The following is a 14,658-nucleotide window of genomic DNA, read 5'->3' on the forward strand; positions in this document are numbered from 1 at the left end:
TCCGGCCCGATCCCCCGCGCGCGATCGACGGCCCGCAGACCACACGACCATGCCGGGCGGCCACCACCGCCGGCTCCCGTACCTCGACTCCTGGAGTCCCCACCGTGGCAGTGACACTCCGACGCGGCTCGCGTCGGTTGACCTTGCTCGTCCTCGCCGCCGGCACCGGGTTCTTCGCGATGCTCCAGTCGCTGATCACCCCGGTGCTGCCCACCATCCAGCACGACCTGCACACCTCGCAGAACACCGTCACCTGGGTGCTGACCGCGTACCTGCTCTCGGCATCGATCTTCACACCGATCCTCGGCCGGGTCGGCGACATGGTCGGCAAGGGGCGGATGCTCGTCGTCGCGCTCGCCGCGCTCGCCGTCGGCTGCCTGCTCGCGGCGGTCGCGCCCAGCATCGGGGTGCTGATCGCCGCCCGCGTCGTCCAGGGCATCGGCGGCGCTGTCTTCCCGCTCTCCTTCGGCATCATCCGCGACGAGTTTCCCGCCGCGCGGGTCTCCTCGGCCGTCGGCGTCATCTCCGCGATCATCGCCGCCGGCAGCGGCGTGGGCGTGGTGCTGGCCGGGCCGATCGTCGCCGCACTCGACTACCGCTGGCTGTTCTGGATCCCGATGGTGGTGGTCGGACTGACCGCGCTGGCCGCACACCGCTTCGTGCCCGAGTCGCCGGTCCGCACCCCGGGCCGGATCAGCTGGCTCGCCGCGGTGCTGCTCTCCGCCGGTCTGGTGGCGCTGCTGCTGCCGATCAGCAAGGCCGCCACCTGGGGCTGGACCTCCGGCCCGGTGCTCGGGCTGCTGGCGCTCGCCGCCGTGCTGCTGGCCGGCTGGCTGGTGGCCGAGGTCCGCTCTCGCAACCCGCTGATCGACATGCGGATGATGCGCCTGCCGGCGGTCTGGACGACCAACCTGGCCGCCCTGCTCTACGGCGGGTCGATGATGGCTCTCTTCGCCTTCCTGCCGCAGTTCGCCCAGACGCCCACCGTCGCCGGGTACGGCTTCGGCGCCAGCGTCACCGAGGCCGGCCTGCTGATGCTCCCGATGCTGGTCACCATGTTCCTGGCCGGGGTGGTCAGCGGCCGGCTGGCGGCCCGGTTCAGCGCCAAGGCCCAGCTGGTCAGCGGCGCCGCGATCAACGCCGTCGCGCTCGCCCTGCTGACCGTCGCACACGACGCCCGCTGGCAGGTCGCCCTCACCGCCGGCCTCTTCGGGGTCGGCGTCGGGCTGGCGTTCGCCTCGATGGCCAACCTGGTGGTGCAGAACGTCCCGGTCGGGCAGACCGGCGTGGCGTCCGGAATGAACGCCAACATCCGTACCATCGGCGGCGCGATCGGCGCGGCCGTGGTGAGCGGCATCATCACCGCCGACCCGCAGGCCAACGGCCTGCCCCGGGAGGCCGGCTTCACCCTCGGCTTCCTGGTCCTCACCGCCCTGGCGCTGGCCGCGATGGCCGCGGCGCTGGCCGTACCGTCCGGCCGCCGGCGCCGGGTGACCAAGGAGCCGACGGCCCTCGGCGTGCCGGCCGGCGCGAACGAGCTGGTGCCGGTTGCCGCGTCGCAGTGACGACGCACCCGGACCACGGTTGCCCCCGTGGCCCGGGATCGCCCCCGGCACCCGCACCCCGCGGGAGCCGGGGCCGACGGCATACGATCTTCAGCGTGACCCGAGCCCTCGTGCTGATCGACCTGATGCCCCGGATCATCGCCCTGGACCTGGCTCCGCACACCGGCGCCGAGGTCCTCGACCGGTGCCGGCGGCTCGCCGCCGCGTTCCGGACGGCGGGCGAACCGGTGGTGCAGGTCCGGGTCGAGCGGCCGGGCGTCGCCGAGCAGCCGCCCGGCAGCGACTTCGCCGCGGACCTGGTCGCGCCCGGCGACATCGTGGTGGTCAAGCGCACCGTCGGCGCCTTCCACGGCACCGACCTGGACGAGCACCTGCGCCGGCGCGGGGTCGACACCGTCGTGCTCGCCGGCCTGGTGACCACGATGGGCGTCGAGTCGACCGCCCGCGCGGCCAGCGACCACGGCTACGAACTGGAGTTCGTCGCCGACGCGATGTCCGGCTTCGCCGCCGACGAGCACGAGTTCACGATCGACCGGATCTTCCCCCGGTTCGGCACCGTCCGGGGCACCGCCGACTACCGCTGAGCCGGCTACCCTGGCCCGATGGCTGACACCATTGAGGACAGTCCGGTCGGTTGGGTCGCCAGCCACGTGCGGCGCTACCTGGAGACCGACGGCATGGACGGCGGGAAGTACCACGGCTACGACGCCCTGCTGCTCACCACCCGGGGGCGCCGGTCCGGCAAGCTGCGCCGGACCGCTTTGATCTACGGGCGCGACGGCGATCGCTACCTGCTGGTCGCCTCCAACGGCGGTGCGGCGCGACACCCGAACTGGTACCTGAACCTGTGCGCCGATCCCGAGGTGCGGGTGCAGGTCGGCGCGGAGAAGTTCGCGGCCCGGGCGCGCACCGCCACCGGCGAGGAGCGGGCGCGGCTGTGGCAGGTGATGACCAAGGTCTTCCCGACGTACGCCCGCTACCAGCAGCAGACCGACCGCGAGATCCCCGTGGTGGTCGTCGAACCATCCTGAGCCCATACCCCCGGATCAGCGCTGGCTGCCGGTGCGCGGCTTCGGCGCTATGAGGCGGGAGATCTGAGCCCGGAGGCGGTGATCCTGCGGGGGGATGACCTGGTAGCCGAGGCGCTGCAGTTCGGCCTGGGCGGTGCCGGTGTTGCGGCGGACCACTGCGGCGATCTGCTTACGGCGGTATTCCCGCCGGGTGCTGTTCAGCGCTTCGCTCCAGCCGACGCGCCGACCTCGCCATCGGCCAGTACGACGTCGTCAGCGACACGGCACCGAACGGCCAGCCGGTGGTGAACGCGTACAGCACCACGCTGGGCGAGCTGGGGCCGGCCGCGCGGGCCAGCATCGAGCGCACCGCCGAGATCGTCGAGTGGGCCAGCGGGTTCTTCGGCCCGTACCCGGTCGAGGCGCAGGGCGGCGTGGCCGGTCGACGGCATCGGCTTCGCGCTGGCGACGCAGACCCGCACGGTGTACGGGCCGGGCTTCCGGCGCGGCAGCCCCCCAAGTGGGGTAAGCCGGGCGGCTCGCGTATCAGGTGGTGTCGGGGGTGGAGCGGGCGCAGTCGATCGGGGGGCCGGCGGGGCGGGACACGCCGGCCAGCCCGGGGCGACGGCGGGCCCGGCGCGGCGCGGCGGCCGCGTACTCGTCGGCCGGCGGGCGGAGGCGGGCGCCCCTCGGCCGGGGCGGCGCCCAGCGGGCGGTGGGGACACCGGCCACCGGCCGGACGGTCGCCACCGGCACCGGCCGAGCTGCCGTCGCGGCGGGCCGGACCACGCGGGTGGCGGTCGAAGCGGCCCGGCGCACCCCGGGCACGGCCAGCGCGCGGGTGATCCGCCCGCGCAGGCGACGACCCCGCAGCCCGTCCAGCGCCACCCCGGCCACCGCGGTGGCCACCGCCGTGGCCACACCGGCCAGCACCAGCGTCTGCCGCGGGCCGGCGTGTTCGGAGAGCCAGCCGAGCAGCGGGGCGCCGACCGCGGCGGAGACCGACCCGGTGACCGCCAGCGCGGCCAGCACCCGGCCGCGCATCGCGTAGTCGGTGTCGAGCTGGGCCCGGGTGCCGACGGTGGTGTCGATGACCACCGCGGCGGCGGCGATCGGCAGGATCACCACGGCGAAGCCCAGCGTGCTCGGGGCCAGGCCGGCGCCGATCTGCAACCCGCTGGCCAGCAGCCCCGCGCCGACCAGGACGCCGTAGCCCAGGTGCCGGCGGCGGGCCGCGACGAACGCGCCGAGCACCGTGCCCACCGCGAAGACCGTGGACAGCACTCCGTAGCCGGCCGCGCCGGCGCCCAGCGGCCCCTCGCTCATCGCCGCCATGGTCACCTGGTAGTTGCGACCGAGGCTGCCGAGCACGAACGACAGGGCCAGCGCGACCAGCACCACAGGCTGGCGCAGCAGGTAGCGGAAGCCGGCCCGGATGCCGCCGTCGGCCGACTCCGCGTCGGCCGCCGGCTCGCCGGTGTGCAGCTCCCGCTCCCGTACGGCGAACAGCGCGGCCAGCACCGCGACGAAGCTGGCCGCGTTGATCGCGAAGAGCAGGGCCGGCCCGACGGCGGCGACCACCACGGCGCCGGCGCTCATGCCCAGGATGCGGCCGGCGGAGTGGGTGAGCGACCCGAGCGCCAGGGCGTTGCCCAGGCTCTCCCGGTCCACCAGGGTCGACGTCCAGCGGCCCATCACCGGCCCCTCGATCGCCGAGACCGCGCCGGTGGCCAGCGAGATCGCGTAGATCGCCGGCAGGCCGCCGGCGCCGGTGACGGCCACCACCGCCAGCCCGGCGGCCAGCGCCGCGTGGGCCGCCTGCGCGGCGATCAGCAGCGGCTTGGCCCGCAGCCGGTCGGCCAGCGCCCCGCCCCAGACGCTGAGCAGCAGCGTGGGCAGGGCCTGGAGGAGGACGGCGAGGCCCATCGAGGTCGCCGACCGGGTCTCGGCGAGCACGTACCAGTTGACGCCGAGCACCTGCATCCAGGTGCCGACCACGGACACGAAACCCGCAGCGGCCCAGATCCGGTAGTTGCGGTGGCGCAGCGCTGCGAACGTGGCACCCACGGGCCACGACCTCCCCGTACGACGGCGACTGACGGCGCCGACCCGCCTCGGTGGCTCGGCGGTCGCCAAGTCTGGCGGCCGGCAAACCGATCCGCCGCTGTTCGTGAGGGGGTTCACCAGGCGTCGTCGCAGCCGGCCACAGACCGGAAGAAATCGGGCAACCGTCCGGTCACCGGCACGTCCTCCGATCGGCCAGGTCACCGGCACGTACGGCGGACCGGGAACCCGGCCGACCGGCGCCGTCGACCCGGGTGGGAAACGGCCCCCGAGGGGCCGCTTCCCACCCGGATCGGGAATCGCGACCGGTCAGCGGGCGGCGAGGGGTTCGGCGGCCGGGTGCACCGGAGCGGGGAGGGCGCCGGGGCCACCGAGGTAGGCGTGGATGCCGGCGGCCGCGGCCCGGCCCTCGGCGATCGCCCAGACGATCAGCGAGGCGCCCCGGTGCATGTCGCCGGCGACGAAGACCCCGTCCACGCCGGTCTGCCAGTCCGGCCGGGCGTCCACCGCGCCGCGGGCGTTGCGGGTCACCCCGAACTGGGCCAGCAGCGGCTGCTCCTCGGTGCCCTCGAAGCCGATCGCCAGCAGCACCAGGTCCGCCGGGAGTTCCCGCTCGGTGCCGGGCAGCGGGGTGACGATCCGCCGCCCGTCCCGCTTCTCCACGGTCACCTCGGCGATCCGGACCGCGCGCACCGCGCCGGAGCCGTCGTCGACGAACTCCTGCACCGCCACCGCGAAGACCCGCTCGCCGCCCTCCTCGTGGGCCGGGTAGCTGCGCAGGATCCACGGCCAGGTGGGCCACGGGTCGCGCGCCTCGTCCCGGGCCTGCGGCGGCTGCGGGTAGAGGTCCAGCTGGTGTACGCCGGCGGCGCCCTGCCGGTGCGCCACGCCGAGGCAGTCGGCGGCGGTGTCGCCGCCGCCGATGATGACCACGTGCTTGCCGGCCGCGTCGATCGGCGTGCCGTCCGGCAGCACCGCGAGCGCCGGGCGGCCCGCGCCGGCGGCGGCGACCACCCGGTTCGCCGCCACCAGGTGCGCCATCGCCTGGTGTACGCCGCGCAGCTGCCGCCCCGGCGTCTCCGGGGTGTCCCGGCCCTGCAGCGCGCCGCAGGCGAGCAGCACCGCGTCGTGCTCGGCGCGCAACTGCTCGGCCGTCACGTCCACGCCGACGTTCACCCCGGTGCGGAACCGCACCCCCTCGGCGGCGAGTTGGGCCAGCCGCCGGTCGATGTGCTCCTTCTCCAGCTTGAAGTCGGGGATGCCGTACCGGAGCAGGCCGCCGAGCGCGTCGTCGCGCTCGTACACCGTCACCGCGTGACCGGCGCGGGCCAGCTGCTGGGCGGCGGCCAGCCCGGCCGGCCCGGAGCCGACCACGGCCACCGACCGCCCGGACGGCGCGGGCACCGGGCGCGGCAGCAGCCCGCGCGCGACGGCCGCGTCGGCGATCTCCACCTCGACCTGCTTGATGGTGACCGGCTCACCACCGGCGATGCCGAGCACGCAGGCGGCCTCGCAGGGCGCCGGGCAGAGCCGGCCGGTGAACTCCGGGAAGTTGTTGGTGGCGTGCAGCGACTCCACCGCCGCGTCCCAGTTGCCGGTGCGGACCAGGTCGTTCCAGTCCGGGATGCGGTTGCCCAGCGGGCAGCCGTCGTGGCAGAACGGGATGCCGCAGTCCATGCACCGGGTGGCCTGCTCGCGGATCAGCTCCTCGCCGGCCGGCGGGTAGACCTCGCGCCAGTCGCTGATCCGCACCGGCACCGGCCGGCGGGCCGGCAGCCGCCGGTCGTAGCGCAGGAAACCGTTCGGGTCAGGCACGAGCCACCTCCTGGGCCGCCGCCCGCGGGCCGGGCGTGGTCGGCGTGGACGAACCGGCAGGCGCCGACTGCGCTGCCGGGGCGGCGGGCGCCGCCAGTGCGGTCATCACCGCGTCGTCGACGTCGCGGCCGGCGGCTTCGGCGGCCCGCATGATCTCCAGCACCCGGCGGTAGTCCCGGGGCACCACCGCGGTGAACTCCGCCACCGCCTCCGGCCAGCGCTTGAGCAGCTCCTCGGCGACCCCCGAGTCGGTCTCGGCGAAGTGTCGCTGCACCAGCTCGTGCAGCACGGCCTGCTCCTCCTCGGACAGCGGCGCCAGGTCGACCAGCTCGGCGTTGACCCGGCGCCGGTCGAGCTGCCAGACGAAGGCGGTGCCGCCGGACATGCCGGCGGCGAAGTTGCGGCCGGTCGGCCCGAGCACCACCACGGTGCCGCCGGTCATGTACTCGCAGCCGTGGTCGCCCACACCCTCGACGACGGCGACCGCGCCGGAGTTGCGCACCGCGAACCGCTCCCCCACCCGGCCGCGCAGGAAGACCTCGCCGGCGGTGGCTCCGTACAGGATGGTGTTGCCGGCGATGATCTGGTCCTCGGCCCGCTCTCCCGGCCCGGCGTCGCCGTCCAGGAACGGCGCGGCGGCGTCCGGCCGGACGACCAGCCGCCCACCGGAGAGGCCCTTGCCGACGTAGTCGTTGGCATCGCCGTGCAGCCGCAGGGTGACCCCGCGCGGCAGGAACGCGCCGAACGACTGCCCGGCGGTGCCACGCAGGGTGAACTCGATGGTGTCGGCCGGCAGGCCGGCCCCGCCGTAGCGGCGGGTCACCTCGCCGCCGAGCATCGCGCCGACGCTGCGGTGCTCGTTGCGCACCGCCACCTCGACCCGTACCGGGGTGCCGTCGGCCAGGGCCGGCTCGGCCAGGGCGATCAGCGCGTTGTCCAGGGCCAGCTCCAGGCCGTGGTCCTGGGCGCGGACGCCCCGGCGCGCGGCGCCGGCCGGCAGCTCCGGCAGGTACAGCACGGGGGTGAGGTCGAGGCCGGTGGCCTTCCAGTGCTCGATCGCCGGGGTGACGTCGAGCAGTTCGCTGTGCCCGATCGCCTCCTCGATCGACCGGAAGCCCAGCTCGGCCAGGTAGCCGCGGACCTCCTCGGCGAGGAAGAGGAAGAAGTTCTCCACGAACTCCGGCTTGCCGGTGAAGCGTTCCCGCAGCACCGGGTTCTGGGTGGCGATGCCGACCGGACAGGTGTCCAGGTGACAGACCCGCATCATCACGCAGCCCTCGACGATCAGCGGGGCGGTGGCGAAGCCGAACTCCTCGGCGCCGAGCAGCGCCGCGACCAGCACGTCCCGGCCGGTCTTGAGCTGGCCGTCGACCTGCACGGTGACCCGGTCGCGCAGCTTGTTCAGCAGCAGCGTCTGCTGCGCCTCGGCCAGCCCCAGCTCCCACGGGGTGCCGGCGTGCTTGAGCGAGTTCAGCGGGGACGCGCCGGTGCCGCCGTCGTGGCCGGAGATCAGGATGACGTCGGCCTTGAGCTTGGCCACGCCCGCCGCCACGGTGCCCACGCCGACCTCGCTGACCAGCTTGACGTGCACCCGGGCGGCCGGGTTGACGCACTTCAGGTCGTGCACCAGCTGGGCGAGGTCCTCGATGGAGTAGATGTCGTGGTGCGGCGGCGGGGAGATCAGGCCGACGCCCGGGGTGGCGTGCCGGGTACGCGCGATCCACGGCCAGACCTTGTTGCCGGGCAGCTGCCCGCCCTCGCCCGGCTTGGCGCCCTGGGCCATCTTGATCTGGATGTCGTCGGCGTTGACCAGGTATTCGCTGGTCACCCCGAACCGGCCGCTGGCGATCTGCTTCACCGCGGAGCGGCGGGCCGGGTCGTGCAGCCGCTCGACGTCCTCGCCGCCCTCGCCGGTGTTGGACTTGCCGCCGAGCCGGTTCATCGCGATCGCGAGGGTCTCGTGCGCCTCGGCGGAGATCGAGCCGTACGACATGGCGCCGGTGGCGAACCGCTTGACGATCTCGGTGGCCGGCTCGACCTCCTCGATCGGCACCGCCGGCCGCACCCCGGTACGCAGGGTGAACAGCCCGCGCAGCGAACCCGCCCGGGCGGCCAGCTCGTCGACCTTCGCGGTGTACCTGCGGAACACGTCGTACTGCCGGCTGCGGGTGGCGTGCTGGAGCAGGAAGACCGTCTCCGGGTTGAACAGGTGCAGCTCGCCCTCGCGGCGCCACTGGTACTCGCCGCCGACCTCCAACCGGTCGGTGGCGGCGGCGCCCGGCGCCGGCCAGGCCCGCGCGTGCCGGGCGGCGACCTCGGCGTGGATGCCGTCCAGCCCGATCCCGCCGATCTTGCTGGGGGTGCCCCGGAAGTAGCGCTCCACCAGCCGGGCGTCCAGCCCGACCGCCTCGAAGACCTGCGCCCCGCAGTACGAGGACACCGTCGAGATGCCCATCTTGGACATGATCTTGAGGACGCCCTTGCCGAGCGCCTTGACGTAGTTGCGCACCGCCGCGGCCGGCTCGACCCCGGGCAGCACCTGAGTGGCGATCATGTCCTCCACCGACTCGAAGGCCAGGTAGGGGTTGACCGCCGCCGCGCCGTACCCGATCAGCACCGCCGCGTGGTGCACCTCGCGGCAGTCGCCGGACTCGACGATCAGCGCCACCTGGGTGCGGGTCTGCTCGCGGACCAGGTGCTGGTGCACCGCCGCGGTGAGCAGCAGCGACGGGATCGGCGCGAGGTCGGCGTTGGAGTCCCGGTCGGAGAGCACCAGGATCCGCACGCCGTCCTCGATCGCCTCGGAGACGTGCCGGCAGATCTCGGTCAGCCGGGCCTTGATGCCCTTGGCGCCCTCCCGGATCCGGTACAGCCCGGAGACCCGGACCGCCTTGAAGCCGGGCAGGTCGCCGTCCTCGTCGATGGATAGGATCTTGGCCAGCTCGTCGTTGTCGATCACCGGGTAGGGCAGCACGATCTGCCGACAGCTGGCCGGGCCCGGGTCGAGCAGGTTGCCCTCCGGGCCGATGGTGGAGGCCAGGCTGGTCACCAGCTCCTCCCGGATGGCGTCCAGCGGCGGGTTGGTGACCTGGGCGAAGAGCTGGTGGAAGTAGTCGTACAGCAGCCGCGGCCGGGTGGACAGCGGCGCGATCGGGGTGTCCGTGCCCATCGAGCCGATCGGCTCGGCGCCGGCCCGGGCCATCGGCGCGAGCAGGATCTTCAGCTCCTCCTCGGTGTAGCCGAAGGTCTGCTGGCGGCGGCGTACCGAGTCGTGGGTGTAGACGATGTGCTCGCGGGCGGGCAGGTCGGTCAGCTCGATCAGGCCGGCGTGCAGCCACTCGCCGTACGGCCGCTCGGCGGCCAGCTCGGCCTTGATCTCGTCGTCGTGCACGATCCGGCCGGCGGCGGTGTCGACCAGGAACATCCGCCCCGGCTGGAGCCGCCCCTTGGCCACCACCCGGGCCGGGTCGAGGTCGAGCACGCCCGCCTCGCTGCCGAGCACCACGAGCCCGTCGTCGGTACGCCACCAGCGCCCCGGGCGCAGCCCGTTGCGGTCCAGCACCGCACCGACGATCTCGCCGTCGGTGAAGGCGACCGAGGCCGGCCCGTCCCACGGCTCCATCAGGCTGGCGTGGAAGCGGTAGAAGTCCCGCTTGTCCGGCCGCATGTCCGGGTCGTTCTCCCAGGCTTCCGGGATCATCATCAGCACCGCGTGCGGCAGGCTGCGCCCGGCCAGGTGCAGCAGCTCCAGCACCTCGTCGAAGTTGGCCGAGTCGGAGGCGGCCGGGGTGCAGACCGGAAAGATCCGCCGGATGTTGCCCGGCAGGTTCGGGGTGCGCAACAGCGCCTCCCGGGCCTGCATCCAGTTCCGGTTGCCGCGGACGGTGTTGATCTCGCCGTTGTGCGCGATGAAGCGGTACGGGTGCGCCAGCGGCCAGGACGGGAAGGTGTTGGTGGAGAACCGCGAGTGCACCAGGGCGATCGCGCTGTCCACCCGCTCGTCGGTCAGCTCCGGGAAGAACGCGGGCAGCTGGTCGGGGGTGAGCATGCCCTTGAAGACCATGGTCCGCGCGGACAGGGACGGGAAGTACGCCGGCACGCCCCGCTCGGCGGACTCCCGCTCGGCCTGCTTGCGTACGCAGAACGCGACCCGGTCCAGCTCGATGCCGCGCAGCGGCGTACCGGCCGGGCCGGCGGGCGAGTCGGTGAGCCGGTGCGCGGCGAGGAAGAGCTGCCGGATCCGGGGCATCGCGGCGAGCGCGGTCTCGCCCAGGCCTGCCGGGTCGACCGGCACCTCCCGCCAGCCGAGCAGCTCGGCCCCCTCGACCACGGCGTACTTCTCCACCACCCGGCGGGCGCGCGCCTCGGCGGCGTCGTCGTCGGGGAGGAAGACCAGGCCGGTGGCGTACTCGCCGGCCGGTGGCAGCGGGAAGTCCACCACCGCGCGCAGGAACGCGTCCGGCACCTGGATCATGATGCCCGCGCCGTCGCCGGTGTTCGGTTCCGCGCCCCGGGCGCCCCGATGGTCCAGCCGGCAGAGCGCGGCGAGGCCGTTGGCGACCACCGCGTGGGAGCGCCGTCCGTGCAGGTCGGCCACGAAGGCCACGCCGCAGGCGTCGTGCTCCTGGGCAGGGTCGTAGAGCCCGGCCGCGGGAACACCGGGGCCGTGCGGCGCGGCCGGCTGGGGGCGATGAGGGTACGGAAAAGCCACCGGGCCTCCTGTCGTCGCTCAGGGATGGATCACGGGATCGGGACGACGTCGGCCCTTGTGGGTTTATTGAGTCTACGTTAGGGCGCGGTGTGCAAGGCCAGTGCGGATTGATCACACCGTCCAGAGTCTGGGACGTGTAGTCTCGCGCGGTGGATCCCGAGCACAAAGCCCTGTTCGACCGGTTGGAACGCTTCTACGACGCGGTGCCCCGGGACGCGGCCCGGGCCGAGGAACACGGCGGCCTGGTGCTCTTCGTCCGGGAGGGGACCGGCTGGCCGTTCTACGCCCGGCCCCGGCTCGACGCCGACGCCACCCCCTCGCTGGCCGACGTCGCCCAGGTCCGCGAGCGGCAGCGCGAACTGGGCCTGCCGGAGGCCTTCGAGTGGGTGCACGAGACCACCCCCGACCTGCTCGCGGTGGCCCGCTCGGCGGGGCTGTCGGTGCTGGAGGCTCCGCTGATGGTGCTCGACCCCGCCGCGCTGCCCGACCCGGCGACGCTGGCCGACGTACCGGTGCGGCTGCTCGACCCCGACGCGCCCGACCTCGCCGCCGACGTGGCCGCCGGGCGGGCCGTCGCCGCGGTCGGCTTCTCCTTCCCCGGCACCGGCCGGGGCGACGCCGGCCCGGGCGAGCGGGACGCCGCGCTGACCGGGCTGGAGGTGGCCGCGCTGGACGACGAGCGGGTCCGCATCGCCGACGGCCGGCGGCTCTCCGTGCTGGCCGGCACGCCGGCGGAGGGCCCGCTGGCCAGCGGGATGGCGATGCGGGTCGGCGACGTCGCCGAGATCGCCGGGGTGGCCACTCTGCCAGCCGCCCGCCGCCGGGGACTGGGCGCCGCGGTCACCGCCACGCTGGCCCGGGAGCTGGTGGCCGCCGGCACCGACCTGGTCTTCCTCTCCGCCGGCAGCGACGAGATCGCCCGGGTCTACCTGCGGGTCGGCTTCCGCCGGATCGGCACCGCCTGCATCGCCGAGCCCACCCCCGTACTGCCCTGACCGCGGCTCAGCTCGGGGGTCGCCAGGCGGCCGCGGTGGTGGCGGCGCTGGAGAGCAGCCGCGAGCTGATCGTGCCGAGGGCCGCGTCCCGGGCCCGCAGGGCGAGCCGGCCGCGGGTGCGCAGCACCGCCGACATCCGGCGGGCCTGCCGGACCACCGACGCCGCCCGGGGCCGGCGCGTCCGGTCGTACGCGGCCAGCGCGTCGGGCAGCCGGGACTCGCGCAGCAGCGTGGCGAGCGTGGCGGCGTCCTCGAAGGCGAGGCAGGCGCCCTGGCCGAGGTGCGGCGGCATGGCGTGCGCGGCGTCGCCGAGCAGCACCACCCCGCCCGGGCCGGACGGGAAGGCGTACGCCCGGGGCAGCGGCCGCAGCTCGCGGATCTCCTGCTGCACCAGATCCGCCGGGTCGGTGGCGTCGAGCAGGTCGGTGACCGGGGCAGGCCAGCCGGCGTACCAGCGGCGCAGCAGGGCCAGCTGGGTCTCCGGGGGCTCGGGTCGGGGCGCGCCGGCCGCGGTGGCCACCCAGTAGATGCCGCCCCGGCTGGAGCCGCCCGACGAGCCGCGCTCGCCCAGCGAGGCGGAGACGAACCGGTACCCGGCGCCGAGGGTCTCGCCCCCCACCGGCACCTCGTCCGGCAGCCGGGGCGCCCGGTACCAGGGGATCACCGCCCGCCAGGCGGCACAGCCGGAGCTGACCACGCCCGCCTCCGGGGCGAGCTGGCGGCGCAGCTCGCTGTCGGTGCCGTCGGCGGCGACCACCAGGTCGGCCTCCAGCGTGTGCCGGCCGTCGCCGACCGCGGGGCGGGCGCCGGCGCCGGCGCGTACCGTCCGCACGGTCACCCCGGTGCGCAGCTCCACCCCGTCGCCCAGCCCGGCGATCAGCGCGTCGTGCAGGTCCTCCCGGTGCACCACCACCGGCATCCGGTCACCCGGGGTGGGGCGGGGTTGCACCAGCCAGTGCCCGTCCGGGCGGCGGATGCCACCGTCGGGCACCGGTGTGGCGATCGCCTCCAGGCCGGCGCCGAGGCCGAGGGCACGCAGCGCGCGCACCCCGTTGGGCCAGAGCACCACGGCCGTCGGCTCCGGGCGGATCCGGTCGGCCCGCTCCAGCAGGGAGACCTGCCAGCCGGACCGGGCCAGCGCCCCGGCGACCGCGAGGCCGCCGATCCCGGCACCGACCACCACCGCGCTACGCATGGTTCTCCGCTCAGCTGTCGCCGTCGGCGGGGCGGGAGCCGGCCGCGCCGGCCCGCTCGTCCCGCGCCGTCGTCTCCCCGGTCGCCGCGTCCTCGGTCGCTGTGCCGGTCCCGGTCTCCGGATCGCCATCCGCGGAGCGGTCGGGCGACCCGGTGGCGTCGGTCTGCTCGGCCGGCTCGGCGCCCGGCTCGGCGGGCAGCTCACCAGTCTCCTGCCAGCGGCGGTACTGCTCCTCGCCGACCACCCGGTAGCCCTCCGGCGCAGCCGGCTGCGCGCCGGCCTCGGTGGCGGAGAGGTCGACCTGCGAGACGTCGGACTCCGGCGGGGTCGGCGCCGCCACGGCGCCGACCGGGACGAGGTACTCCCGGGGGCCGCGGACGCGCAGGAAGTAGACCAGGGCACCGAGGAACACCAGCGCGGCGGTCCAGACGTTGAGCCGGACGCCGAGGATGGTGTTGGCCTCGTCGGTGCGCATCAGCTCGATCCAGAACCGGCCGGCGGTGTAGCCCATCACGTAGAGCGCGAACGCCCGGCCCCGGCCCAGTCGCAGCTTGCGGTCGAGCACGAAGACCAGCACCGCGACGCCGACGTTCCAGAGCAGCTCGTAGGCGAAGGTCGGGTGGTAGAGGCCCGGCTCGAGGATGGGCCGGCCGGCGTCGTCGCGCAGCGCGTGCCCGGGGTTGTCCGGGTCCATCCGGTGGATCTCCAGACCCCAGGGCAGGGTGGTCCGCCCGCCGTAGAGCTCGTTGTTGAACCAGTTGCCGAGCCGGCCCACCGCCTGTGCCAGCGGCAGACCGGGCGCGAGCGCGTCGGCCACCACGGCGAACGGGATGCCGAGCTGGCGGGCGGCGATCCAGGCGCCGATCGCGCCGCCGGCCACCGCGCCCCAGATGCCGAGACCACCCTCCCAGATGGCGAACGCCTTCATCGGGTCGCCGCCGGTGCCGAAGTACTTCTCCGGCGAGGTGATCACGTGGTAGATCCGGGCGCCGATGATGCCGGCCGGCACGGCCCAGACCGCGATGTCGAGCACCGCGCCCGGGGCGACGCCACGCCGGCGCAGCCGGTACTCGGTGACCACGCAGGCCACCACGATGCCGAGGATGATGCACAGCGCGTACGCCCGGAGCGGAACCGGGCCGAGCTGCCAGACGGCGGTGCTGGGACTGGGCAGGGCCGCCTGGGGGGACAGCGAGGCGAGATTCACGGGTGCACACGCTACCGCTGCGGACCCCTCCGGCGGCACCCCGGGCGGGCCGGGCGGCGTCGCGGTGACTTCTGGTTTGCACCGACGTAGGCTCTT

The 14,658-nt window shown here is 74.8% G+C and carries 9 protein-coding genes; 4 read left to right on the forward strand and 5 right to left on the reverse strand.

What is annotated here, in order from left to right; genetic code table 11:
• The first annotated feature begins 137 nt into the window (after positions 1-137).
• From FHX32_RS00385 to FHX32_RS00395, 3 genes are all read left to right on the forward strand, one after another.
• Positions 138-1,565, forward strand: a complete 1,428-nt coding sequence (locus FHX32_RS00385; RefSeq protein ID WP_486480851.1) for an MFS transporter — start codon at positions 138-140, stop codon at positions 1,563-1,565.
• A 95-nt stretch (positions 1,566-1,660) separates the two neighbouring features.
• Positions 1,661-2,149 (forward strand): isochorismatase family protein, encoded by a 489-nt coding sequence (locus FHX32_RS00390; RefSeq protein WP_167178413.1) that lies wholly within the window; start codon positions 1,661-1,663, stop codon positions 2,147-2,149.
• 18 nt (positions 2,150-2,167) lie between these two features.
• Positions 2,168-2,596 carry a nitroreductase family deazaflavin-dependent oxidoreductase gene (locus FHX32_RS00395; protein ID WP_167178415.1) on the forward strand — a complete coding sequence of 143 codons (429 nt, stop codon included), beginning with the start codon at positions 2,168-2,170 and terminating at the stop codon, positions 2,594-2,596.
• 525 nt (positions 2,597-3,121) lie between these two features.
• On the opposite strand, the gene FHX32_RS00405 is transcribed toward FHX32_RS00395, so the two are convergent.
• The 3 genes from FHX32_RS00405 to gltB form a co-directional block, all read right to left on the reverse strand.
• Positions 3,122-4,642 (reverse strand): MFS transporter, encoded by a 1,521-nt coding sequence (locus FHX32_RS00405; protein WP_486480852.1) that lies wholly within the window; start codon positions 4,640-4,642, stop codon positions 3,122-3,124.
• Positions 4,643-4,948: 306 nt separating this feature from the next.
• Positions 4,949-6,454, reverse strand: a complete 1,506-nt coding sequence (locus tag FHX32_RS00410; RefSeq protein ID WP_167178417.1) for a glutamate synthase subunit beta — start codon at positions 6,452-6,454, stop codon at positions 4,949-4,951.
• Positions 6,447-11,165, reverse strand: coding sequence for a glutamate synthase large subunit (gltB, locus tag FHX32_RS00415; RefSeq protein WP_167178419.1), 4,719 nt, complete (start codon positions 11,163-11,165; stop codon positions 6,447-6,449). Before gltB ends, FHX32_RS00410 begins: the two co-directional genes overlap by 8 nt.
• 149 nt (positions 11,166-11,314) lie before the next feature.
• On the opposite strand from gltB, the gene FHX32_RS00420 reads away from it, so the two are divergent.
• A complete protein-coding gene (locus FHX32_RS00420; protein ID WP_167178421.1) occupies positions 11,315-12,160 on the forward strand; it encodes a GNAT family N-acetyltransferase in 846 nt (281 codons plus the stop codon).
• A gap of 7 nt (positions 12,161-12,167) precedes the next feature.
• On the opposite strand, the gene FHX32_RS00425 is transcribed toward FHX32_RS00420, so the two are convergent.
• A complete protein-coding gene (locus FHX32_RS00425) occupies positions 12,168-13,355 on the reverse strand; it encodes an FAD-dependent oxidoreductase (protein ID WP_167178423.1) in 1,188 nt (395 codons plus the stop codon).
• Positions 13,356-13,365: 10 nt separating this feature from the next.
• On the reverse strand, positions 13,366-14,562 hold the full coding sequence (gene lgt, locus FHX32_RS00430; RefSeq protein ID WP_167178425.1) for a prolipoprotein diacylglyceryl transferase: 1,197 nt from the start codon (positions 14,560-14,562) through the stop codon (positions 13,366-13,368).
• Between the last annotated feature and the right edge of the window lie 96 nt (positions 14,563-14,658).

This window comes from Micromonospora sp. CNZ280 (assembly GCF_011759515.1).

Coding starts and splice junctions, on each gene's coding strand:
- FHX32_RS00395 (WP_167178415.1), top strand. CDS start 2,168: ATGGCTGACACCATTGAGGACAGTCCGGTCGGTTGGGTCGCCAGCCAC.
- FHX32_RS00425 (WP_167178423.1), bottom strand. CDS start 13,355: ATGCGTAGCGCGGTGGTGGTCGGTGCCGGGATCGGCGGCCTCGCGGTC.